The organism is Ruegeria sp. HKCCD6426 (assembly GCF_057221115.1).
In genome coordinates this window covers 212205-234127 of the sequence record NZ_JBWVBF010000006.1, presented here as the reverse complement: position 1 = coordinate 234127, position 21923 = coordinate 212205, and the positions used below count along the sequence as shown (strand labels likewise).

Below are 21923 nucleotides of genomic sequence, written 5' to 3'. Positions count from 1 at the left end.
ATCAGATCTCATCGGGAAGCTTGGCGCTTGACCGTTGCAGCAGCCAGTCGACAAAGACGTTCATGGAAATGGCAATCAGCGCAATGCCGAAGGCCGGGTATAAAGTGGTGTATTCACCCCAAAGGATCGCCTGCATATTTTCTTTGACCATTACGCCAAGATCCGATTGCGGCGGCTGTACCCCGAGGCCAAGGAAGGAAAGCGTCGAGATGAACAAAATCGCGTAGGTAAAGCGGATTCCGAATTCAGCGGCCAGTGGTGTCAGAGCGTTCGGCAGCACTTCGTGCCAGACGATCCAACCCTTTCCTTCGCCGCGAACGACCGCAGCCTCAACATAGTCCATCACCATGATATTGACCGCAAGCGCACGGGAAACCCGGAAAACCCGCGTCATGTCGATGAAGGCGATCGTGAAGACCAGCACCACAATGGAAGACCCCAACGAGTTGATCACGATCAGTGCCAGCATTAGCGCTGGAAAACTTAGCAGGGCATCGTTGATCCGACTCATCCAGTTGTCGGCGCGCCCACCGAATGCAGCGGCAAGGAAGCCGAGAAATACGCCTGCGAAGAAGGAAAGGAACGTGATAATCAACGCCAGGAACAGGGTGACACGGACACCGAAGATCAGCCGCGACAGTACGTCCCGACCAAGGTAATCGCTGCCCAGCCACATTTGGCTGTTGGGCGGTAGAAAGCTGTCATTGGTCAGTATCTCGCCTTCGCCATAAGGAGCGATCCAGGGGGCAAACGCACCGATAAGGAAGAAGGACATCAATAACAGGAGGCACAGCGCGACGCCGGGGGTGAGATCAGATACAGCCTCGCGTAGTTCGCCTTGCCATGTACGGGTGCCGGGGGTCATTTCTTGTACCTCACGCGCGGGTTGGCCATGATGGACAGGATGTCGGCGGACATGTTCAGCAGCACGTAGCAAGAACAGAATATCATCGCGCAGGTCTGCACGATCGGAACATCCCGGTTGGTGACTGCTTCAACCATGTAGCGACCCAGGCCGGGAAAGTTGAAAAGGGTCTCAATCACCACCACACCGCTGATCAGATAAGCCAAATTCAGAACTACAACGTTGATGATCGGCCCCAACGCATTGGGCAGGGCATGGCGCAGCAGCAGACGGCGGCGAGGCACACCCTTGAGAATTGCCATTTCGATTGCCGGGCTGGTCAACACGTTCAGAACAGCAGATCGGGTCATCCGCACCATATGCGCAAGGATGGTGAACGTGAGGCCCATCACCGGCAAGATCAGGATGCGTATCCAATCCACCAGCTCATAGCTGGGCCGGATTGAGGCGATGGCCGGTAGCCAGCGTAGCTTGATCGCAAATATGGTCACCAAAATAACTGCGACCAAGAAATCGGGGAAAGAAATCAGCGCCAGTGAAGTCGAGGTTATGATCCGGTCAAGCAGCCCACCTGGCTTGACTGCAGCAGCCAGACCCAGAGCGACTGCGAGGGGTACGGCAATCACCGCAGTACAAAGGGCCAGAATGATTGTATTGCCTGCGCGGCGTGCGATCTCCGTTCCGATGTCCGCGCCATTTGCAAGCGAAGTTCCAAAATCGCCAGTAACAAAATTCGTCAACCAAACCCAATATCGCACGTATAGAGGCTCGTTCAATCCGAGGCGCTCGCGCACCTGATCCAGAAGTTCTGGTGTTGCCCCCTGCCCCAAGATCGCATGAGCCACATCACCGGGCAGTATCTCGGTTCCCAGAAAAACCAGCACTGAAACAAAAAGTAATGTGCCAATCCCAAGGGCTATTCTCTTCCAGAGAATCTCCATCAAACTCATGTGATCCCTCCCTTGTGCTGGCTTGTCGCTTGCCGGGGATAAGGAAAACTGTGATCACAGATCACGTAAAAATCAAGAGATAAGTTTTTGCTGCATCATTTATTTGAAACTCTAACGGAGGAGTTCAACTACGCGAGCGGTATAGGTCAACGCCCCAACGCGCATCCTTCTCTACCAATTTCCGCGCCAGCGTTGCGTCGCGGTCTCGCAACGCCTGTATGATCCCGGGGTGGTCACCCATCCAGTTGTCGATGGTAACCAGCTCGGTGATTCCATGTGCCAGCCAGGGACCGGTGCGGGCATAAAGCGATTCGATCATCGATTGCAGGGCGCTGTTACCGGTGAGGCTGTATATTCTGCTGTGAAACTTGAAATTGGCAACCAAGAATTGCACCGCGTCCTGATTTTGCCAGGCGGCATCCATGTCCACCACCAGCCTTTCCAGAACTTTGATATCCTTGTCGCGCACGTTCTCCACGGCAAGTTCTGCCGCTGCGCCCTCAAGTATGGCGCGAATAAAAAACAGGTTCGCGGCTTCGGCTGGATCAAGGTCTGGTACCCGGTGGGCTTTCTTGGCAGCGCCTATCAGCGTGTCCTCTGAAGCCAACTGGCGCAGCGCTTCACGGACAGGCATCGCGGAAACGCCATATTCCTCGGCCAGCGTCCTGATCGACAGTGTTTCAGCCGGACGAAGCTGGCCTACAATCAGCTTCATTTTCAGGTCAGTATATATTTTTGCGCTTAGGTTTTCCGCAGGTGCTGCGTCCTGTTGTGTCGCTGTATCCATCTGGTCTCCAATGTCTGCTTTATCACTGTTCACCGGCCCGGCAATTACTGCGCTACGAACCCGACACCGCCTATGCAATCCATACCATGGCTGCCATCTGTGATCAAAGATGCTTGATTTTTACATCATTCTGTGATCACAGTTTCCCCAAATAAACAAAAATCCAGCCTGCAAAAGGTCTGAAAATTCCAGGCAGTCCAGTGGCGGACTACCCAACAGCGGAGACTTCAAATGTCCGACAGCAAGTTCAAAGATTATATGTTCCAGCAATATGTCGCCGGGAAATTGTCGCGGCGTCGGTTTATGGGAACTTTGGCCGCCGCAGGGGTGTCGTCGGGTGTCATCACCGGCCTGACAGCTCAGCGCGCTCAGGCCGCTACGCCGAAAACCGGAGGGCGGTTGGTCGTCGGTGTTGAAGCCGCTCAGGCGCAGGATAGCCTCGATCCAACCCTGTTTTACGGTACCGCGAATATCATGATGGGCTACTCCGTCTTCGATACGCTCGTAAACCGCAACGACAACCTGCAGGCAATGCCCTGGTTGGCCACCTCATGGGAGGCCAACGAAGATGCCACGTCCTGGGTGTTCAACTTGCGGGAAGGTGTCACCTTCCATGACGGCGCACCTTTCGGTGCAGAGGATGTGATGCACACCATCGCCCGCATCAATCACCCTGACAGTGAAGCCCCCGCAAAATCTTATATCAGCCAGATCACCAACGTCGAAAAGCTGAGCGATCATCAAGTTCGTTTCGAGTTGTCCGGCTCGAACGCCGAATTCCCGATGATCCTGTCGGATACGCGGCTTCACATCGTCAAGCGCGGTATGGAAGACTTTACCGGCACCCCACCGGGAACCGGTCCATTTAAGGTTGTCGAGTTCTCGCCGGGCAGTCGGTATGTGTTCACCCGCAACGAAAACTATTGGGGTGATGGCCCCTATGTGGATGATCTCGAATTTATCGGCATCCCCGACAATACCGCCAGGATCAATGCCCTGATCGCGGGCGACATCAACATGTTGCTGCAGCTGGATCAGAAGGCGACCCGCGTCATCGACAACTCGGGAATCGGATATGTTGTAAACGCACCCTCAGCGGCATTCCTCAATGCCGCGATGATGATGGATCGTGAGCCGACCAACAACCCGGACTTCCGGCTGGCAATGAAATATGCAGTCGACCGCCAAGGCATTGTCGACAATATCCTCAAGGGGTTCGGCATGGTTGGCAACGATCATCCGATCGCCCCAATCGATCCTTATTACAATGCAGAAATCCCACAGCGGGTATATGACCCCGACAAGGCAAGATTCCACATTAAGAAAGCTGGGCTGGAAAACACACCGATCGACTTTTATGGCTCGGATGTTGCCGGAACCGGTTCCCTGGCGGCGGCACAACACGTCCAGCAAAGTGCCAAGGCCGGCGGGGTCAACATCAATGTCATCAACCCACCTGCCGACAGTTTCTGGTCATCGGTCTGGATTCAGAAACCGATGATTACCTCGGGCTGGGACCCGCGCCCGGTGCCGGATCTGATTTTCTCCATTGCCTTCTCGAATACTTCCAGCTGGAATGAAACGCTCTGGAACAATGACCGGTTCCAGGCCCTTCTGCTGGAAGCGCGTGCGACGCTTGATTTCGATCTGCGCAAGGAAATGTACGGTGAAATGCAACAGCTGCTACAGGATGACGGGGGTCATATCACTCTTGGTTTCCGTAACTTTGTAGATGCGGCGCGCAATGAAGTGCAGGGCATTTCCCCGCATGGCGCCGGACCTCTCGGATTCTATCAGGGCGCCCGAACCGCCTGGATCGACACCTGACCCGGACCCAAGCGCTAACTAACCGGCCAACACATCTGTCGCTGGCCGGTCCCCTGCTCTCTGGAGAACCGAATGGCGCCACGATCCCGTGACCGGCGCGCACGTCCCGCCTTGATCAGGCCGGAACGCAGGATGCAAACCACAACCATTTCAGCGACCGAAGCTGAAAAGGTCGTGGAGGCCGTTCTCAACGTCTTGCACAAGGTTGGTGTTCTTGTCGAAGACCCTGAGGCGCGCGCGCTGTTGGCCTCAGCGGGTTGTCAGGAGCACGACGGCCGCGTGTTCTATCCGCCGGACACTGTGCGGGCCGCTATAGCTTCGGTGCCACCTATAATAGCCTTCTATTCGCAGGATGGCACACCTGCCTTTACAACCAGTGACCCAATTTCGCGCTTTGGAACTGCGGTTAACTGCGTGCAAATCCTTGATCCGCGCAGCGGCGATTACCGCCCCTGTTGCCTCGCGGATATCGCAGATCACGGTAGGCTTCAGCAGGCCTTGCCACATATCGATATCGCTGCCTCACTTGGCTATCCAAGCGATGTGGATGCTGACGAAGAGGCTCTCGCGAGCGCCAAGGCATTGTTGGAGACGACCTCTAAACCTATCTTCTTCACTGGCCATGACGAACATGGCGTGCTTGCGATCTGGCAGGAGATGGCCGCACGGGCCGGCGGCATGGCAAATCTTTCTGCGAAGCCATTTGGACTTGATCTGGTTGGCCCGGTGTCGCCGCTAAAGCTGGGCCAAGAGACCTGCCAGCGCCTGCTGATGGCAGCCAGATTGCATTTGCCTGTCGTCTGCTATCCGGCGATCTTTCCCGGCATGGCTTGTCCGTTGACACTGGCTGGCGCGATTACCCAGTCAACAGCAGAGTCGCTTGCGGGAATTGTCATAAGCCAACTGGCCAGCCCGGGTGCACCGGTGATGTCAGGCTCATCGGTAATGCCAATGGATATGCGCCGGGCGGACATGGCCATCGGATCACCCGAATATACACTGGCCGGGTTGGGTGCGGCGGATGTGTTCAACTATCTCAACATTCCCTGTTGGGTTGGCTCGGGCTGTACTGACGCACATGAACCCGGACCCCAGGCTTTTGCCGAAGCCAGCGCCAGCCTGCACGGCACCTGTCTGTCGGGAACGGCGCTGACCCATAATCTTGGAGTGCTGTCCAGCGGTCGTACCGGATCGATGGAGATGCTGGTGGCCTGCGATGAACTGGCTGGCATGGCAAGCCAGTTTGGCGCTGGACTGGAAGTCAGCGCCGATACGCTCGCCACCGAAGTCATTGCCCGTGCCTCGCAAGACAATAGCTTTTTAACCGATCCACATACGCTGGAACGGTATCAGACCGAAATGTGGTTTCCTTCCCTGTTTCGTCGCGAAGGGATCGAAAACTGGCAGGAAGCAGGGCAGCCGGGCCTGACCAAGTTGCTGCGTGAAAAGACCATGGATTTGCTGGGAAGCCTCTGAAATGTCCGAATACACCCTATTCTGCGCGCCCGATACTTATGCCATGAGCGCCCATGCCGTGTTGGAGGAAATCGGCGCAAACTACACCGTCCGCTGGGTTAGGTTATTCGACGAAAGCCCCGATCCGGATTTTCTGGCTGCCAGCCCTCACTGCCGAACCCCTGCTTTAGCAGGACCGGATGGCACGGTGTTCGAGACAGGTGCGGTGTGCCTGTACCTGGCCGAGCGCCACCCAGAGGCCGGGCTTGTGATCCCTCCCGGTGAACCGCACCGCGGTGCTTTTTTGCAGTGGTTCCATTATCTGGCCACCACATTGCAGCCCGAAGTGATCATACAATACCACCCGGAGTTCTACCATCAGGCGCCAGAGTGCCAGACGGCGCTGAAGGCAGCTTCAATGACGCGCCTCAAGGGTGTTTTTGAAACACTGGACACGGCTTTGGCCAATGGCCCGTATTTCTTTGGCAATCTGCCAACGGTGCCAGATTTCATTTTGGGCATGCAAGCTGTGTGGGACATCATCTTTCCGGACGGCGATATCACCGCCTATCCAAACATTGCCCGACATCGCGAGACAATCTGCCAGCGGTCAGCCGTCGAGCGGATGCGTACAGCGCATGCTGCGGAGCAAGCGCGTCGTCAGGCATAATCCTAATCCCCACGTATAGGTGCTGGAGTGTTCGCCAATCCGACTGTCTCGCCCAACTGGATTCCTAACCCATTAATCATTCGCGCCCAATAAGCAAACGCAGCGGTGATCTGAATCAGATAGGAAATTCCTTTGTCACAAAACCCTGCGGCTCGCAGCGGCTCCAGGTCCTCGGCACTCATGCGCTCTGGTGTCATCGAAAGCTTGCGTGCATAGCGAAGGGCGGCCAGCATCTGCGTGTCTTCCTCGGCTGGCTCATCGCCTGCCACCAGCGCCTGCAATATTGCGTCTGCGCGCATGTCATCCTGCAGATACATCCGGAAATTCGCGCCGTGATTGGCGACCGCGTACCGACACCCACAAAGGATCGCAACATAGGTCGAGACAAGCTCTGCCAGCCAGGGTTTCAAAGGGTTGTCAGGGTTATGCAATAGGGCCAGGTAATGGGCATCCGCCGGCTGAATCGCCGCCGGAGTCTGCGACATCGCCAAGTATAGGTTCTCGACTCGACCTCCCTCATCTTTGACTGCGTCATAAGCCTCAGCCACGGCACCTACGGCGTCGTCCTGCGAAATCACCTCGACCCAGGCGATGGGGTGTTTCATGGCTTTCAAATCCCGATGTCATGCAGCACGGAAGAATTCAAAAGCCCGCGCTGACTTGCGGGCAGCATGGCTTGAATTTCCGGTCTGTCCAGAAAAACCATCCGACCTTTATCCCAGACGGTCTGATCGTCGAGCGAGATCGTCAAATCCATCAGATGAAAAGCCGCATCACCGGGATCAATCCCCGCCGCATGCATATGGGTATAGCGTGGCGATCCATAGGCAACAGTGCCCCATTTCTCCAGATCATCATAAGGATCGTCTCTGTAGAAAGTGCCGGGATTGATGCCCGTATGCCAAGAATTGACCAGCCAAGGATCGCCGCCAGTAAGCTCTGCTGCGCGTTCCAACTGCGTTTTCAGTCGCGCCACCAAATCTGCAGGGCCATCAAAATCTACCATGCGCGAGTTTTCGACCTGAGCCAGAATCGTCTTGTCCAGCACCAGTGTACTGTCGTCGTACGCACGGGTCGACGAAGAGGTCACGAAATGTTTGATGGCAAGAGTACCGTTCATATTGTGGCAATGTACCGGCGGAAAGATCATCACCGGGAACAACTCAAGCGCAAACTCGGCGATTGCGCTGTCCCGGCCCGGTTTGATTTCACCAATCAGATCGGTGCCGCATTCACCGGTCATCTTCCATGATTTGGCGTTTAGGATCAAACCCAGCAATGAGTCATGCACTTGTTTCATGGCACTGAAATCAGCGCGGGCAAAGGGGGCGGCCATATGCTCCAGTGTAAGGGTATACGTCATTACCGCTTTGCCCCCTTCCAGGTTAAAACGGACCTGATCGCCCAAGCGTGAGAAAAAGATCGTCCGATCCGCCCGTCCCATCGCTTCGCGGACCGTATCAGGAAACTCTCCGGAATTTGCCACCGGAGCAGCCATGATGATTTCCGGCTTCAAACCCATCCCTTCGGCGATCTGGGCCGTATAAGCGCATAGGTCCGGTTCAAAATACCGATCGTCACCTGCCTCGCCCACCAGCAGTATTCGATCCCCGGTCTGTGCACAGGCACAAGACTGCAGCAGGTTGCGCACGCCGGGCTCAAAGTCTGCAAGCGGTAGATTTGCCATTTGGTCTGCCTCCGGCCCATTGATACTCTTCAGTATATGACTGAACTGTGATCACAGATCAACGGCAATCTCAAGCTTGCCAAGTCAGACAGCCTCCGCTATCTGTGATCACAGATTGAATTAGGACTTCCGGAATGGGCTATTCTGCGTTTTCCATACTGGGTCATGCCTTGACCGCAAACAAGCACTGGCGGGCGGTCATCGGCACGCCCGAGATGCGTTCGTCCTATGATGTCGTCATCATTGGCGGTGGCGGTCATGGGCTGGCAACGGCCTACTACCTAGCTAAGCACCATGAAATAACCAATGTCGCGGTGTTGGAGTCCGCGTGGATCGGCGGTGGCAACACTGCTCGTAACACAACAATTGTACGCTCTGATTATCTGTTGAATTCCAGCTTCCGGCTTAAGGACTTTGCCTTGCGACTGTGGGACGATCTAAGTCAGGATCTAAATTTCAACCTGATGTATGAGCCTCGGGGATACGTCGATCTGGCCCATTCGGACGGTGAACTGGAGCATTTCACGCTGCGCGCCAACGCGATGCGGTTGGGCGGGGCGGATGCTGCGATCCTGACCGGAGACGCTTTGCAAAACCGGGTACCCGAACTCGACCTGTCCTCTGACAAGCGGTTCCCTATTACTGGTGCACTGGTGCAGGAGGCTGGCGGTGTTGTGAGGCATGACGCGGTAGCCTGGGGTTTTGCCCGTAAGGCGTCACAAGCTGGCATTCATGTGTTTCAGAACTGCCCGGTGACCGGAATCGACGTGCAGAATGGAAAGTTGGCAGCGATTGAGACCCCTAAAGGGCGGATCACCTGCGGCAAGGCATTGGTTACCGTAGCTGGCGCCAGCACTCAGGTGGCAGCATTGGCCGGACTGGACCTGCCGCTGAATTCGATCAACGTGCAGGCCTTTGTGACTGAACCCGTGAAGCCTGCACTGGATACTGTGGTGAACTATAACGCGGGTTATTCCTATGTCAGCCAGACCAGCAAAGGCGAGTTCGTGCTGGGCGGCGCGACCGATGGCTACAGCTCGTTCGCTCGGCGCGGCAGTTTCGAACGGATTGAAGACGTGCTGGCCCGTGCGCTGCAAATGTTCCCCTTCCTGTCACGGCTACGGCTAATGCGGCATTGGTCGGGGACTGCGGATATTCCGATGGACGGCAATGCAATCCTTGGTCCTACCCCGGTGGAGGGGCTGATGATCAACGCCGGCTGGGGCTATGCCGGATTCAAGGCGACACCCGCAGTCGGCCACCAAATGGCAGAACTGTTGGCGACAGGGCAGATGCCCGAACTGTTGCGGCCATTTGCCTATGATCGCTTCACCCAAGGCGCCGAACAGGACGATGCAGGCATCGGCCCGTACCCCTGGCTGCATTAGGAACAACGAGATGCTGTTGATCCCCTGCCCCCACTGCGGCCTTCGCGAAGAAAGCGAGTTTACATATGGCGGCCCTCGGCGTGTGTTACCCCCGCTGGACGGGCGGACAGATGCTGCCGTCTGGAACCATGCCATGTCCACGGGGCACAACCCTCGCGGTCCCCTACGGGAGATTTGGTATCACGGCAGCGGCTGCGAGCGTTGGGTCGAAATCACCCGCAACACGACCAATCATGAGTTCGTCGACGCCGAAGCGGGAGGTCCGGAATGAACCGCTTGCCGTCCGGGGGTTTGATCGACCGCAGTCAGACGCTCCATTTCACCTTCGACGGAGAGGCCCTGACCGGCCACCCCGGCGATACACTGGCCTCGGCTTTGCTGGCCAACAGCCGCCATTTTGTGGCGCGATCGCTGAAGTACCACCGGCCACGCGGGATCATCTCGGCAGGGTTGGAGGAACCCTCGGCCATGCTTACGGTCCGGGAACAGTCCGGGTGCACACCAAATATGAAGGTGACCGAAATCCCGCTGCGCGAAGGGTTGGAGGTGACCAGCCAGAATGCACTACCGTCCCTTGAAAACGACCGGGCAGCGATACTGGGGCTATTGGGCAAGATGATCGGAGCGGGTTTCTACTACAAGACATTCATGTGGCCAAAAGGGGTTTGGCACCGGCGTTTTGGACCGAAGATCCGGCAGGCAGCGGGGCACGGGACAGTGGACTCCGCCCCCGATCCGGCGCTTTACGACAAGCGACGCAAAAGCTGTGATATACTTGTGATCGGCAGCGGTCCTGCCGGGCTTTCAGCAGCCATTACCGCCGCACAATCAGGCGCCACGGTGATCCTGCTTGAACAGGACCACGCGCTGGGTGGGTCACTGCTGTCCGCCAACGAAACTCTGCAAGGGTTGTCCGCGTTTGATTGGGCAAACGACGCCGAGGACGCGCTGCGGGTTCTGTCAAACGTCACAGTCATGCCGCGAACGTTAGCCTTTGGTCAGTACGATCACGGATTGGTTCAAGCGGTGGAGACACGTCCTGACGAAAGTATATGCAACGCGGTCTTCTGGAAGATCCGGGCAAGGCGCATCCTGCTGGCGGCCGGGGCTATCGAACGCCCGCTGGTATTCCCCGGCAACGACCGACCTGGCATTATGTTGGCGGGCGCCGTTCGTTGTTATGTCCGCCGCTTCGGTGTTGCCCCAGGGCGCCGTGTTGTGGTGGCGGTTCGTGACCCTCAGGAGCGCGCAGATACGGTCGCTGCCTTGCAAGAGGCTGGAATCCAGATCGCAGCTGAATTGCCAACCGGTTCGCAGCTCCTCTCCACGCGAGGCAAACGGCACCTGACCGGTCTTGTCTGGCGGGATGCTCAAGGTCACAAGCATCACACTCCCTGCGATCTGATAGCCATGTCCGCAGGCTGGATGCCGACTGCGCATTTGTTTGCGCAGACGGGAGAGCGCCTCAGTTTCTCGGCATACACCCAAAGCCTGTTGCCGCCAGAGACGGACGGTCGATTACGCCCCATAGGCGGCGCCCGTGGCGTACTGGATACGGCCGAGTGCGTAGCCGACGGTAAAGCGGCCGCGCATCAGGCCATGGCAGAGCTGGAGATGCACAAATTCCTCGACCTGCCACGCCCGGACCCGAAGCCCAGCTCAGCCGGGGATTTCGACGCGGGCAAAGGCAAAGCCTTCGTTGATTTTCAGAATGATGTCACCTGCGACGACATCGCACTCGCACAGCGGGAAGGCTATCGAGATATCGAACTGACCAAGCGCTATACCACTCTTGGAATGGGCACTGATCAAGGCAAAACCAGCTGGACCAATGGTCTGCTGGAGATCGCCGCTTTGTCAGGGCAAGACCCCACCGATATCGGTCACACAACCTATCGCCCGCCTTATTCTCCAGTCTCACTTGGCGCGCTGGTCGGTGCAGAGGTTGGCGCGCAAATGACACCCGTCTTGCGCACCCCTTTCCATACCGGGTTCGAGAAACTGGGTTGCGTTTTCCAGACCTCCGGCGACTGGCTCTATTCCCGATACTTCCCGAAAGCGGGGGAAACGATGGCCCAGGCGATCATGCGTGAAACCCGCGCCGTTCGCAATTCACTCGGCTGCGTTGACATGTCCACCTTGGGCAAGATCGACGTTCAGGGACCGGACGCGCTTGAGTTTCTCTCACGTCTTTACTGCAACAACTTCGATACAATCAAACCCGGTCGCCTGCGCTATGCCTTGATGTTGCGGGAAGACGGTTATGTGTTTGACGACGGAACCATCGCCTGCCTCGGCGAAGAGCATTTCCTTGTGACTTCTACGACAGCCAATGCCGGGTCCGTCTGGCGATACATGCAGAAATGCTCCCAGCTAGAATGGCCCGATCTGGATGTGTCCCTCACGGATGTCAGCGACCATTGGGCTTCTCTGGCAATAGCCGGTCCGAATGCGCGCGGACTACTGGCTGCATTGAAACCTGATTTCGACATTGCGCGCGACGATTTCCCCTTTGCGGCGATACGCGAGGGGCATCTGGACCAGTTGCCCGTCAGGGTGTTCTCGGTCAGCTTCTCGGGCGAATTGAGTTACGAGATAAATGTGCCGGCAGGATATGCCGAAACCCTGCTGACGCGCGTACTGGAACGGGGCGCTGAATGGGATATCACACCCTATGGCCTTGAAACGCTGGATGTGTTGCGGATCGAAAAAGGCCATTTGTCGGTGGGGACCGAAATAGACGGACGCCGGACGCCGGGGGATCTTGGGATGGCCGGAATGGTTTCAAAAAAGAAGGACTTTCTGGGCCGCGCCCTGCTACAGCGCCCAAACCTGCAAGGCAACGCACGCGAACAGATGGTGGGGCTGGTGCCTGAGGACGGAGCTACCACAATACCGTGCGCATCGCACCTGAGTGACAGCGACCTCGATGAGAGTGGACAAACCGTCACAATCGGCCATTTGACCGCCGCAATACACAGTCCAGCACTCGACCATCCGATTGCGCTTGGGTTCCTGCAAGCGGGCCGAGCCCGGATTGGCGATGTGATTTGGGCGCATTCCCCGGTGGCCGGTACATCGGTGCCGGTTCGGGTTGTCGAGCCCTGTTTCTATGATCCAGAAGGGGACAGGCTTCATGACTGAGGCGTTGCAAATCACCCGTGCAAGCAATGCCGTCGGGTTCTTACCCGGTTCGCTGGGTCTGCGGCTGGATGAGGAGTTCTTTCCGCTGATCGCATTGAATGCAAATCCGGATGCTCTGGATGCACTGCTGCCATTTGGCCATGTTCAGCAAGGTGGCGAGACCTTCCTGCTGCGGTTATGGCCGGGAACTGTCTGGTGCGGCGGGCCTGCCCCCGCTGGAACTTACCGCCAGGTGGACATCGGCCACGGCTTGACCCGCTTTCGCCTGCGCGGGGTCGAGGCCCTGCATTTTCTGGATCATTACACTTGCGCTGATCTGTTTTCCCCCCAGACACGTCAGACCCATTGCACTCGCACCCGGCTTGGCTGCTATGACTGCACCATATGGTGGCATAACACACGCGATGTGAACCTGATCGTTTTCCGCTCGGCCGCGCAATCTTTTGCAGACTATTTGCGCGCCCTGGCCTTTCGTCATGACCCTACCGATCCATCCACCTATCCGCGCCCGGTTGTCCCCGGCGCTCCAGACAGAAGAGGTTGAACATGTATCTCCGCAACACCTGGTATGTCGCTGCATGGGACAGCGAAGTCACTCGCGAGCCGCGCCAGATCAAAGTTCTGGGTGAAAAGATTGTGATTTACCGCACCGAGGCTGGCACGCCTGTTGCCTTGATCGATGCGTGTCCGCACCGAAAACTGCCGCTCAGCAAGGGCCGCATCAAGGGTGACCACATCGAATGTGGCTATCACGGGCTGACCTTTGACTGCTCCGGCAGCTGCGTGCGAGTACCCGGTCAGGATAAAATTCCCGCGGCTACAAACATCCACTCATTCCCGGTCGAAAGCCGCTACGGCTTGGTCTGGATCTGGATGGGCGATCCGGCGCTGGCGGATACAGACAAGATTTTTGAAGTTGAACATTTTGAAGAACCGGGTTGGGGCATAAACAGGGGCGATGCGATGCCATTCCCTTGCAACTACCTCTTTATCACCGACAATCTGCTCGATCCGTCTCACGTGGCCTGGGTGCATCAAAGCTCATTCGGTAACGCTGCTTGCGAAGAGGAGCCGCTGACCGTGACAGGTGCCGAAAACGGGGTGATCGTGTCGCGCTGGATGTATGATGTCGAAGTTGCGCCCTTCTACAAAAAGCTGGTGCCATTCGAAGGTAATTGCGACCGCGAGCAGCACTACGAAGTTCGCTATCCTTCGCTTGCCTATATCAAGGCGATCTTCACGCCTGCTGGCACTGGCGGTGATGCGACCAATCTGCCTGAGGGGCAGTACTTTCAGATGGACAGCTACAACTTCATGACGCCGGTGGACGAAAAAACCACCCGATACTACTGGTTCCAAATTCGAAATGTGCATGCAGACGATGCAGAGATTTCGCAATACATGAGCGACTCGGTGGAGTTTGCTTTTAACGAAGATCGAGACATTCTGATCGAAGTGCAGAAGGGGATGGATGATAAATCCACCCGCAACGTCGATCTGGCGATTGATGCCGGACCTCTTCTATTCCGCCGCCGCCTGCAGAAGATGATCAATGCGGAACAAGAAGTCTTGGAACCGGTCTGACCCTAGAGCCATCTAACGGGTTATGTTGCGTTTGGCTGACCAGGCTGAGCGGCATTGCCATCATGTTGTTCTGGCAGGGACGTTGAAGCCCTGCTGGAATAATCCAAATTTCCGCGTTACCCCATCTGAATGGCTTCGGAATGGGCACGTTATTGTAGGATTTATACCAGAATTAGGCGATCAGTTTGGATAATTGTCGAAACGGTTAGTTGCGCTTGCGTCGCTGCCGCCAGGTCTGCGCCCCACAAGTCGTCACTACTCAGGAACTTGCCGGCCGCTCCTATAACATCACGGATCAGCCGCATCCCGATGATGCCGCCCATCAACCAGTCATTCATCTCCGCGTTAATAGCACCAATCTGAATCGGATCCCGGCCAATTAACCCGTCCGCCATTTCAGCGATTGCCGAACGGACACCTTAAGCATGCTCAGGCTGATAGAGTGGCCCCTTGGGGAGACTTCACCCCATCCGATTAGGCCAGTATCAGTATCTGTCCATACGATGGTGTCGTCAAAGGTCTTGTAAGTCTTGTTGGGGTAGGTTGGCGGGATGGCCAGCGAAATATCAAGCAGGTAGACAGAGTTATTGGTAATATTTACGTGGGAAGACCCCAGATCTTATCTTAGCTTAGGCGGCATTCCTAGACGAAATCGAGGTTAACGATACCCCAATAGTGTGGAATACTGTCCCCTTTGCGCGAAGAGTTCCTGCAAGCCAGAGCTGTGAACACGGATCACACAATTCTGTGCCAAATCGCCTGACAATGATCGGCCGAGCGGATTAGAGGGCCTTCAGACAGTACAACAACTAAATAACCGTGCTCATAACTAGATTGCGACAATTCCCTCATCTAGCTGGAAGCCAACCCAAACAACTCCTCCGGGTTATCGACAAATACACGGCGACGAAATGCTTCAGGCACCCATCCTATTACCAGGTCCAGAAGTTCTGCATCGTTAGGATAGTCTTCGGTCCGAGTCGCCATATTGTGTGGCCAATTTGTTCCCCAGACGATCCGTTCGGGCGCATATCGGGCTATTTCCCGAGCAACTAAACCAATGTCGGCAAAGCCCGGTTTCCCGGACCGGGAAGACTCGTAGCACCCCGCAAATTTGAACCAACAGTTACCCCGATCAATCAGGCGTTTTAGTGCATCGACCTGAGGGCTATCCGGTGTAACGCCGCAAAAGAACTTACCATGATGATCGATCACGTAGCGGCTTTGCAGCGACTGAAGAGTATGTTCATGATCCAGGATATGGCTGCCGTCGAACTGAACAGCAATTGCCAAGCCACACGAAGAAGTCTTAGCATCGACATCCTTCAATTCCCGCAGACCAATAGCGCCTCCGGGCAGATCCATGACGCGAGCGCCGACAATGCCTGCATCCACCAGCGACCGAAGTTCGGATTCACTTGTTTTGCCGTGAATCGCCGCAACTCCTACTGCGCGACCGGTGGCCTGCCGCAGCACCTCAAGCAGGCATGAGTTATCGAACTGGTACGCATTGGCCACTGTGACTACGAACCGGTCAATTCCCAGCCACTGGGCCACCTGCAGATATTGCTCAAGATCCGGGCAACCGTCTGGGATGGCCGGGCCACCAGGTTGGGCGGAATATCCCTTTAGATAGACATGCAGTTGTGTGTCCACTGCCCCCTTTGGCACCTGGATTTTCGGGGGCGCTCCGTTCAGTTGGCGGCGCACCATGTTCATGAGTCCTGTGGCGCGAAGCGTTTTAGAGCCGACCGGTCGATTTCGATACCTAAGCCTGGTGCGTTCGGGATCTGCACAACGCCATTTTGATGCTCAATCGGGGTCGTTACGACTGCTTGCCGGAACGGATTCTCGGTGCGGTCGAATTCCAGTATCGGCTCGACAGGTCCCTTGCGTGGCGGGTTCGGTGGTAAAGCCGCCATGAATTGCAGGCTGGCCGCAATCTGAATTGCCGTCCCCCATACGTGCGGAACAAGTCTGATGCCGTGCAAAGCAGCCATATCTGCGATGCGGCGCCCTTCCGTGAAACCGCCAGTGCCGCAAATATCAGGCTGCAAGATGTCCACTCGGCGCTGTTCGATCGGATCTTTCATCCCCCAGCGCCCGTGCCAGGTTTCCCCTCCCGCGACGGGAATCGGTTGCTTCGCCTTGACTTCGGAATAGGCGTCCAGAAGTTCCGGCAAAACCGGCTCTTCGAACCAGTCCACCCTGTACTGTGCCGCCCGCTGTCCGACTTCGATGGCCTCCAGAACGTCATAGCCGTGATTGGCATCAATCATCAAACGCATGTCCGGTCCGATGGCATCACGAACAGCGGCGATTACACGCAGATCCTCTTCGACGTCAAAGCCAATCTTGATCTTAACCGCGTGGAATCCCTGCTCGCGATAGCTGCCCACTTCGGCTGCAATATCGGCGACCCGATCTACATCGTCCTTGCGGAACGAACCGGTGGCATAGGCGCGCACCTTGTCACGGAACCGCCCGCCCAGCAAAGTGGATACGGGCACGCCAAAGTGTTTGCCCTTAATATCCCAAAGCGCGATGTCGATCCCCGACAGGGCTGTCACGGTCAACCCGCGCTGACCCTGGTCGCGCAAGGCATTGTAAAGCTCAATCCACGTTTTTTCGGTTTCCAACGGATCGCGCCCTGTCAGCATCGGCGCGTAAGCCTGGACCACCGCGGCATTGGGCATGGCAGGGCCGAGGCATTCTCCCCAGCCGGTCAGTCCATTGTCGCAAGTGATTTCGACCAGAACGTGCTGGCGCCGGTCAAAGCGCATCGAAGCACTTTCGAAGGCGGCATCGAGCTTGAAATCCAGGACATGGGTTTGAACGGACTCAATCTTCATCCTGCATGCGCCTCAATGAGCTCCAATAGAGAAGCAGATTCTTTTTCAGTCAGATCCGTCAATGGAGGGCGCACTCGACCTGCGTCGAACCCGACAAGACGAACACCGGCCTTGATCGCCGATACGGCATATCCGCGCTTACGATCACGAATGTCCATGAAGGGGTAAAAGAAGCTTTTGAGGATTTCTTCAGTGCGGTCTTTGTTTCCGGTCCGCAACGCCTTGTAAAAGTCCTGCGCAAGCGCCGGCACAAAATTGAATACCGCCGAAGAATAGGTTGTAAATCCTGCCCCGAGATAGGCCTCCGCAAACAACTCTGCCGTGGGCATTCCACCCAGATAGGTCAGGCGGTCGCCAACCGTGGCTGTGATCTTTCGTACTTCACCGATATCACCCGTGCCATCCTTGAACCCGACAAGGTTGGGGCACGCATCGCACAGTCGCATCAGTGTATCTGCTTCAAGAACCGTATTGCCCCGGTTGTAGACCATAACACCGATGGAAACAGAGTCGCAGACAGCTTTGACATGAGCGTAGAGCCCCTCCTGCGGCGCATCAATCAGATAGTGGGGCAACAGCAGAATGCCGTCTGCGCCTGCCTTCTCAGAAGCGCGCGCCAGGTCGGCAGCCATAGTCGTCCCGTACCCACACCCTGCGATAATCGGCGTGTCCCCAGCTGCAGATTTGGCGGCAGCGACGATTTCCGGGACCTCGCTTGGGTCAAGCGAGAAAAACTCGCCGGTTCCTCCGGCAGCAAATAATGCGGTCGCTTCGAAGCCAGCCAACCAGTCAATGTGCTTTTCGTAAGGCGCACGATTGAATTGTCCGTTGTCGTTAAAGGGCGTCACCGGAAACGAAAGAAGGCCAGCGCCAAGTGCGCTTTTGAGAATCTGGGGGTCCATATTGGTGTTCCTTGTTCGAGTTTGAACGTCAGATACAGCATATGGTCGGATGCGACACTGTCAACAACTTATAATATAAGTTAGCAGCAATTTATCGAACCAAGTCCCGATATCGGTCACCGCTACCCTTCAGGTGAAGTCGCATTGCGTCGCGCGCGGCCTGCTCGTCCTGATCCGAGATTGCCTTGGCAATTTTCTCGTGCTCCGACAGAATCTGTTGCAAATACCGTTGCGTAGCCGCCTCTCCCTCACTGCGCTCAAGCCGCTTACGCGGGATGACGCGATTGCCCATCAATTCGAAAAATTCGGTAAACCGCGGATTATTAGTGGCTGCTGCAATTGATTGGTGAAAGGCAAAATCTGCCTCAGCCGTCGGCACTCCCTCGCGAATCAGTGCACCCATTTCCTGGCAGCTTTCGAGAATCGCGCCCTCCTGGGCCGGAGAACGGCGCTTGGCCGCAAGGGCCGCCGCCTCAACCTCTACAGCTGTGCGCAGCTCAAGGATTTCGATTATTGACGATATCTTGTTGGTATCAAAGGATTTCAACATTGTAGCGGAGGGCATGGCCTGCCGAATCACAAACACGCCCGCACCTTGCCTGGCCTCGACCAGCCCATCCGAGCGAAGCGAAGCAATTGCCTCCCTCACAACCGTACGGCTGACTTTATGCGCGGCGGTCAACTCCGCCTCGCTTGGCAATTTCTCTCCAATATGAACCTGCCCACTGAGGATCGGCTCGCGCAGCGTGGCCGCCAATGCCGCCACCATATTTGCTCGCCCCTGCCGCGGCTTAGGGGCCTTCTTGGGATTTTCTTGACCACCCATGTTTTCAGCTGCGCTCCTTATATCTCAGGTTTTTCGATTTTTACCGTGAAGTCGGTTATCCTACAACTAACGAATTTCTCATTGACACAACTCATCATATATGTTTGCAATATTATCGCAACATGTATGACAACTATCGACCTTGAGAGGGAGGATCTCATGAAGTTTACCAAATTCAGCGTGGCCACCAGCATAATTGCCCTGACGCTCGGAGCATCTGTTTCGGCGGAGGAGCTGCGCGGCTGGAACACGCACGTGCCGGATTACCCCGTTTCCATCGCCATGGACCGCTTCGGCGAACTGGTTGCCGAGCGCACCGAGGGCAGGATCGAACCGCGCACGTACCACTCGGCTCAGCTGGGTGAGCAAGACGACGCAATCGAACAGATGCAGTTCGGCGGCATTGACTTTGCGGTGTTCAACCTTGTGCCGTTGAATAACATTATTCCGGCCACCCGAGCCACAACCCTTCCGTATGCGTTCAAGTCAATCGACCACATGCACCGTGTGTTGGATGGTGACGTTGGGGCCGCCATTAGCGCCAAGATGGAAGAGGCGAACATGGTAGGGCTGGCCTGGTATGACAGTGGCGCCCGATCATTCTATGCCAATCAGCCGCTGAACTCGATGGCCGACCTTAAGGGACTGAAAATCCGCGTGCAGAATTCGGATGTGAATGTCGCGATGGTCGAGGCTCTGGGCGGAAACGCAACTCCAATTCCGTTTGGTGAGGTGTTCACCTCGATTCAGTCAGGCGTTGTGGACGGTGCAGAGAACAACTGGCCTTCCTATGAATCAACCGGGCATTTTGAGGTGGCGGGCCACTATCTGTTGGACCAGCACACAATCGTTCCCGAAGTCTTCGCAGTGAACAAGAGTGTCTGGGACGGGTTGAGCGCCGAAGATCAGGAAGTCTTGCGGCAGGCTGCAATCGAAAGCGCAACCCTGCAGCGGGAACTGTGGGCCGAACGCGAGGCCAAGTCTGAAGAGATCGTGCGCGCGGCAGGCAACACCATTGTAGAGTTGGAAGACAAGTCCGACTTCATCGCCGCGATGGCACCTGTCTACGAGGAGTTCGCAACCGATCCAGTGGTGCGCGATATTCTCGAACAAATCCAATCAGTAGACTAGGCTGATTTCTTAGGAAACAGCGGGGCAGACGGCAACCCGTCTGCCCCGCGAAAGTGAGGGCCTCATGCATTGGAAACTTTTCGACTGGCTGTCAGGGTTCGTCATCGTGATTGGTGGAGTTTCCCTGATCGCTCTGATCGGGATCATGGGCTACCAAGTTTGGGGACGATACGTCCTAAACGATACACCGACTTGGGCGGAAAGCCTGGCGCTTCTGCTTATCTTGATGGTGTCATTGCCAATCGCGGCGATCGGACTGCGTGAAAACTTCCACCTAGGCCTCGACTTCCTCACGGAACGCCTGCCGACGGTTGTTCAGGCGGGCCTGAAAGTCCTCAATACGGTGATCCTGCTGGTCTTCGGACTGGCCATGACCTGGCATTCCTGGGGCTTGGTGAGCGGCACCTGGAACCGGTTAATTCCGTTGATCGGGATACCGCAGGGGGTCAAATACCTGCCACTCGTGTTCTGCGGCGTGCTGATCGTGCTCTTCATGATCGAAAGATTGTTTTTTCTGCTGAAAGGCGCGTCCGCGTCTGCAGCAGATACAGTAGACGAAGGAAGCTGAGATGGGGCTTGCTATTCTTCTAGGCGTTTTTGCCATCGCCATGCTGGCCGGCATTCCGATTGCGTTCTGTCTTGGCATCGCGGCGTTTTCAGCGGCGTTAATCGAAGGCCTGCCGGAACCGATCGTGTTTCAACGCATGGTTTCGGGCATGAGCGGCTTTACTCTGCTGGCCATTCCCTTTTTCGTCTTCGCGGGAGAGCTGATGATGCATGGCGGTATTGCGCTCCGTTTGGTGCGCTTTGCCGAAAGCATAGTCGGGCGGGTCCGCGGCGGTCTGGGTGTGGTCAACGTTCTCAGCTCGATGTTGTTCGGCGGCATCTCCGGCTCAGCCGTGGCCGATACATCGGCTCTGGGGTCGGTGATGATCCCGATGATGCGAGAGCAGGGATATGACGACGACTATTCCGTGAATGTCACCGTAACCTCATCGATAGCCGGCATCATGATCCCCCCGAGCCACAATATGATCCTGTATGCGCTTGCTGCCGGAGGCGGTGTTTCGATCTCGTCTCTGTTTCTGGCCGGCATCGTGCCTGGCATCATGATGTGCGTGATCCTGACTGTGGCTACGTATCTTGTCGCCGTGCGGCGCGGCTATCCTGCACAACCCTTCCCCGGCTGGCGCGCAGTTGCCGTCGCAGGTGTTGCAGCACTTCCGGGTTTCATGACTGCTGTCGTGATCATCGGAGGGGTTTTATCGGGCATTTTCACCGTCACGGAATCCGCGGCGATCGGAGCCATCTGGGCCTTGCTGGTAACGTTGTTCGTCTACCGGTCGTTGACCTGGAACGCTTTCTGGCAATCGATCACCCAGGCGATCCGGACAACGGCGCTGGTCATGATCCTGGTCGGAGCGGCAACAGCCTTTGCCTACTTCCTGGCACTCTACCAGGTTCCGGACAAAATCCTTGGCTTGATGACGGGCATATCCGACAACAAGATCGTCGTGCTGATGATGATCAATGTCGCGCTCCTGGTCCTGGGCATGTTCATGGACATGGCGGCATTGATACTGATCTGCACACCGATCTTTCTTCCTGTTGTACGTCAGTTCGGAATGGATCCGGTCCAGTTCGGCATGCTGTTGATGATGAATCTCGGCCTCGGCCTAACGACGCCACCTGTCGGCTCCTGCCTGTTTGTCGGCTGCGCTGTGGCGAAGGTTCGTATCGAAAGCGTGCTTAAAACCATCTGGCCCTTCTATCTGGCGATCTTTGCCGCGCTGATGCTGACAACCTATGTCCCGGCGATCTCGCTGACCCTTCCAAGCTTGTTTGAATGAGGTAG

At 56.3% G+C, this 21923-nt stretch carries 21 protein-coding genes; 11 read left to right on the top strand and 10 right to left on the bottom strand.

The window, feature by feature from the left end; all coding sequences use genetic code 11:
- Position 1: 1 nt before the first annotated feature.
- The 3 genes from AC2TDA_RS17850 to AC2TDA_RS17840 form a co-directional block, all read right to left on the bottom strand.
- Complete coding sequence (locus AC2TDA_RS17850) at positions 2-865, bottom strand: ABC transporter permease (protein ID WP_480850269.1); 864 nt, start codon at positions 863-865, stop codon at positions 2-4.
- Complete coding sequence (locus AC2TDA_RS17845) at positions 862-1815, bottom strand: ABC transporter permease (RefSeq protein WP_480850271.1); 954 nt, start codon at positions 1813-1815, stop codon at positions 862-864. The genes AC2TDA_RS17850 and AC2TDA_RS17845 overlap by 4 nt, the downstream gene beginning before the upstream one ends.
- A 124-nt stretch (positions 1816-1939) precedes the next feature.
- Positions 1940-2602: a GntR family transcriptional regulator gene (locus AC2TDA_RS17840; protein ID WP_480850273.1), complete on the bottom strand. Its 663-nt coding sequence runs from the start codon at positions 2600-2602 to the stop codon at positions 1940-1942.
- Positions 2603-2833: 231 nt separating this feature from the next.
- Here AC2TDA_RS17840 and AC2TDA_RS17835 point away from each other — a divergent pair, with 231 nt between their 5' ends.
- The 3 genes from AC2TDA_RS17835 to AC2TDA_RS17825 all read left to right on the top strand — a co-directional run bounded on the left by AC2TDA_RS17835 (position 2834) and on the right by AC2TDA_RS17825 (position 6554).
- On the top strand, positions 2834-4429 hold the full coding sequence (locus tag AC2TDA_RS17835; RefSeq protein ID WP_480850275.1) for an ABC transporter substrate-binding protein: 1596 nt from the start codon (positions 2834-2836) through the stop codon (positions 4427-4429).
- 72 nt (positions 4430-4501) lie between these two features.
- Positions 4502-5905, top strand: a complete 1404-nt coding sequence (locus AC2TDA_RS17830) for a trimethylamine methyltransferase family protein (RefSeq protein ID WP_480880074.1) — start codon at positions 4502-4504, stop codon at positions 5903-5905.
- Position 5906: 1 nt separating this feature from the next.
- Positions 5907-6554 carry a glutathione S-transferase family protein gene (locus tag AC2TDA_RS17825; protein WP_480880072.1) on the top strand — a complete coding sequence of 216 codons (648 nt, stop codon included), beginning with the start codon at positions 5907-5909 and terminating at the stop codon, positions 6552-6554.
- A gap of 2 nt (positions 6555-6556) precedes the next feature.
- Here AC2TDA_RS17825 and AC2TDA_RS17820 read toward each other — a convergent pair whose 3' ends face one another.
- Both AC2TDA_RS17820 and AC2TDA_RS17815 read right to left on the bottom strand, forming a co-directional pair.
- The gene (locus AC2TDA_RS17820; protein ID WP_480880071.1) at positions 6557-7159 is read right to left on the bottom strand and encodes a peroxidase-related enzyme; all 603 of its coding nucleotides are present in this window, start codon (positions 7157-7159) and stop codon (positions 6557-6559) included.
- A gap of 5 nt (positions 7160-7164) precedes the next feature.
- Positions 7165-8241: a hypothetical protein gene (locus AC2TDA_RS17815; RefSeq protein ID WP_480880070.1), complete on the bottom strand. Its 1077-nt coding sequence runs from the start codon at positions 8239-8241 to the stop codon at positions 7165-7167.
- Positions 8242-8375: 134 nt separating this feature from the next.
- Here AC2TDA_RS17815 and AC2TDA_RS17810 point away from each other — a divergent pair, with 134 nt between their 5' ends.
- The 5 genes from AC2TDA_RS17810 to AC2TDA_RS17790 are packed head-to-tail and all read left to right on the top strand — an operon-like array spanning position 8376 to position 14357.
- Positions 8376-9629, top strand: a complete 1254-nt coding sequence (locus AC2TDA_RS17810; RefSeq protein ID WP_480850284.1) for an FAD-dependent oxidoreductase — start codon at positions 8376-8378, stop codon at positions 9627-9629.
- Positions 9630-9639: 10 nt separating this feature from the next.
- A complete protein-coding gene (locus AC2TDA_RS17805; RefSeq protein WP_480850286.1) occupies positions 9640-9900 on the top strand; it encodes a sarcosine oxidase subunit delta in 261 nt (86 codons plus the stop codon).
- On the top strand, positions 9897-12773 hold the full coding sequence (locus AC2TDA_RS17800) for a 2Fe-2S iron-sulfur cluster-binding protein (RefSeq protein ID WP_480880068.1): 2877 nt from the start codon (positions 9897-9899) through the stop codon (positions 12771-12773). The genes AC2TDA_RS17805 and AC2TDA_RS17800 overlap by 4 nt, the downstream gene beginning before the upstream one ends.
- Positions 12766-13317, top strand: a complete 552-nt coding sequence (locus AC2TDA_RS17795) for a hypothetical protein (protein WP_480880067.1) — start codon at positions 12766-12768, stop codon at positions 13315-13317. The genes AC2TDA_RS17800 and AC2TDA_RS17795 overlap by 8 nt, the downstream gene beginning before the upstream one ends.
- A gap of 2 nt (positions 13318-13319) precedes the next feature.
- Positions 13320-14357 carry an aromatic ring-hydroxylating dioxygenase subunit alpha gene (locus tag AC2TDA_RS17790; RefSeq protein ID WP_480880066.1) on the top strand — a complete coding sequence of 346 codons (1038 nt, stop codon included), beginning with the start codon at positions 13320-13322 and terminating at the stop codon, positions 14355-14357.
- 161 nt (positions 14358-14518) lie between these two features.
- Here AC2TDA_RS17790 and AC2TDA_RS17785 read toward each other — a convergent pair whose 3' ends face one another.
- The 5 genes from AC2TDA_RS17785 to AC2TDA_RS17765 all read right to left on the bottom strand — a co-directional run bounded on the left by AC2TDA_RS17785 (position 14519) and on the right by AC2TDA_RS17765 (position 18937).
- Positions 14519-14752 (bottom strand): hypothetical protein, encoded by a 234-nt coding sequence (locus AC2TDA_RS17785; RefSeq protein WP_480880065.1) that lies wholly within the window; start codon positions 14750-14752, stop codon positions 14519-14521.
- 457 nt (positions 14753-15209) lie between these two features.
- The gene (locus AC2TDA_RS17780; protein WP_480850295.1) at positions 15210-16070 is read right to left on the bottom strand and encodes an amidohydrolase family protein; all 861 of its coding nucleotides are present in this window, start codon (positions 16068-16070) and stop codon (positions 15210-15212) included.
- A 2-nt stretch (positions 16071-16072) separates the two neighbouring features.
- Positions 16073-17209 carry a mandelate racemase/muconate lactonizing enzyme family protein gene (locus AC2TDA_RS17775; RefSeq protein WP_480880063.1) on the bottom strand — a complete coding sequence of 379 codons (1137 nt, stop codon included), beginning with the start codon at positions 17207-17209 and terminating at the stop codon, positions 16073-16075.
- Positions 17206-18111 carry a 5-dehydro-4-deoxyglucarate dehydratase gene (kdgD, locus tag AC2TDA_RS17770; RefSeq protein WP_480850299.1) on the bottom strand — a complete coding sequence of 302 codons (906 nt, stop codon included), beginning with the start codon at positions 18109-18111 and terminating at the stop codon, positions 17206-17208. Before kdgD ends, AC2TDA_RS17775 begins: the two co-directional genes overlap by 4 nt.
- A 91-nt stretch (positions 18112-18202) precedes the next feature.
- Positions 18203-18937, bottom strand: a complete 735-nt coding sequence (locus AC2TDA_RS17765) for a FadR/GntR family transcriptional regulator (RefSeq protein ID WP_480880061.1) — start codon at positions 18935-18937, stop codon at positions 18203-18205.
- A 159-nt stretch (positions 18938-19096) separates the two neighbouring features.
- On the opposite strand from AC2TDA_RS17765, the gene AC2TDA_RS17760 reads away from it, so the two are divergent.
- From AC2TDA_RS17760 to AC2TDA_RS17750, 3 genes are all read left to right on the top strand, one after another.
- Complete coding sequence (locus tag AC2TDA_RS17760; protein ID WP_480850303.1) at positions 19097-20068, top strand: TRAP transporter substrate-binding protein; 972 nt, start codon at positions 19097-19099, stop codon at positions 20066-20068.
- Between the two features lie 64 nt (positions 20069-20132).
- Positions 20133-20636 carry a TRAP transporter small permease gene (locus AC2TDA_RS17755; protein WP_480850305.1) on the top strand — a complete coding sequence of 168 codons (504 nt, stop codon included), beginning with the start codon at positions 20133-20135 and terminating at the stop codon, positions 20634-20636.
- A gap of 1 nt (position 20637) precedes the next feature.
- Positions 20638-21918: a TRAP transporter large permease gene (locus AC2TDA_RS17750; RefSeq protein WP_480850350.1), complete on the top strand. Its 1281-nt coding sequence runs from the start codon at positions 20638-20640 to the stop codon at positions 21916-21918.
- The last annotated feature ends 5 nt before the right edge of the window (positions 21919-21923 follow it).

What these genes read in the sequence shown, in the direction of transcription:
- AC2TDA_RS17755 (WP_480850305.1), top strand. Translation starts at nt 20,133, where the DNA reads ATGCATTGGAAACTTTTCGACTGGCTGTCAGGGTTCGTCATCGTGATT.
- AC2TDA_RS17800 (WP_480880068.1), top strand. Translation starts at nt 9,897, where the DNA reads ATGAACCGCTTGCCGTCCGGGGGTTTGATCGACCGCAGTCAGACGCTC.
- kdgD (WP_480850299.1), bottom strand. Translation starts at nt 18,111, where the DNA reads ATGGACCCCCAGATTCTCAAAAGCGCACTTGGCGCTGGCCTTCTTTCG.
- AC2TDA_RS17825 (WP_480880072.1), top strand. Translation starts at nt 5,907, where the DNA reads ATGTCCGAATACACCCTATTCTGCGCGCCCGATACTTATGCCATGAGC.
- AC2TDA_RS17810 (WP_480850284.1), top strand. Translation starts at nt 8,376, where the DNA reads ATGGGCTATTCTGCGTTTTCCATACTGGGTCATGCCTTGACCGCAAAC.
- AC2TDA_RS17840 (WP_480850273.1), bottom strand. Translation starts at nt 2,602, where the DNA reads ATGGATACAGCGACACAACAGGACGCAGCACCTGCGGAAAACCTAAGC.
- AC2TDA_RS17775 (WP_480880063.1), bottom strand. Translation starts at nt 17,209, where the DNA reads ATGAAGATTGAGTCCGTTCAAACCCATGTCCTGGATTTCAAGCTCGAT.
- AC2TDA_RS17790 (WP_480880066.1), top strand. Translation starts at nt 13,320, where the DNA reads ATGTATCTCCGCAACACCTGGTATGTCGCTGCATGGGACAGCGAAGTC.
- AC2TDA_RS17805 (WP_480850286.1), top strand. Translation starts at nt 9,640, where the DNA reads ATGCTGTTGATCCCCTGCCCCCACTGCGGCCTTCGCGAAGAAAGCGAG.
- AC2TDA_RS17835 (WP_480850275.1), top strand. Translation starts at nt 2,834, where the DNA reads ATGTCCGACAGCAAGTTCAAAGATTATATGTTCCAGCAATATGTCGCC.
- AC2TDA_RS17760 (WP_480850303.1), top strand. Translation starts at nt 19,097, where the DNA reads ATGAAGTTTACCAAATTCAGCGTGGCCACCAGCATAATTGCCCTGACG.
- AC2TDA_RS17830 (WP_480880074.1), top strand. Translation starts at nt 4,502, where the DNA reads ATGGCGCCACGATCCCGTGACCGGCGCGCACGTCCCGCCTTGATCAGG.
- AC2TDA_RS17795 (WP_480880067.1), top strand. Translation starts at nt 12,766, where the DNA reads ATGACTGAGGCGTTGCAAATCACCCGTGCAAGCAATGCCGTCGGGTTC.
- AC2TDA_RS17750 (WP_480850350.1), top strand. Translation starts at nt 20,638, where the DNA reads ATGGGGCTTGCTATTCTTCTAGGCGTTTTTGCCATCGCCATGCTGGCC.
- AC2TDA_RS17850 (WP_480850269.1), bottom strand. Translation starts at nt 865, where the DNA reads ATGACCCCCGGCACCCGTACATGGCAAGGCGAACTACGCGAGGCTGTA.
- AC2TDA_RS17765 (WP_480880061.1), bottom strand. Translation starts at nt 18,937, where the DNA reads ATGGGTGGTCAAGAAAATCCCAAGAAGGCCCCTAAGCCGCGGCAGGGG.
- AC2TDA_RS17815 (WP_480880070.1), bottom strand. Translation starts at nt 8,241, where the DNA reads ATGGCAAATCTACCGCTTGCAGACTTTGAGCCCGGCGTGCGCAACCTG.
- AC2TDA_RS17845 (WP_480850271.1), bottom strand. Translation starts at nt 1,815, where the DNA reads ATGAGTTTGATGGAGATTCTCTGGAAGAGAATAGCCCTTGGGATTGGC.
- AC2TDA_RS17780 (WP_480850295.1), bottom strand. Translation starts at nt 16,070, where the DNA reads ATGGTGCGCCGCCAACTGAACGGAGCGCCCCCGAAAATCCAGGTGCCA.
- AC2TDA_RS17785 (WP_480880065.1), bottom strand. Translation starts at nt 14,752, where the DNA reads ATGGCGGACGGGTTAATTGGCCGGGATCCGATTCAGATTGGTGCTATT.
- AC2TDA_RS17820 (WP_480880071.1), bottom strand. Translation starts at nt 7,159, where the DNA reads ATGAAACACCCCATCGCCTGGGTCGAGGTGATTTCGCAGGACGACGCC.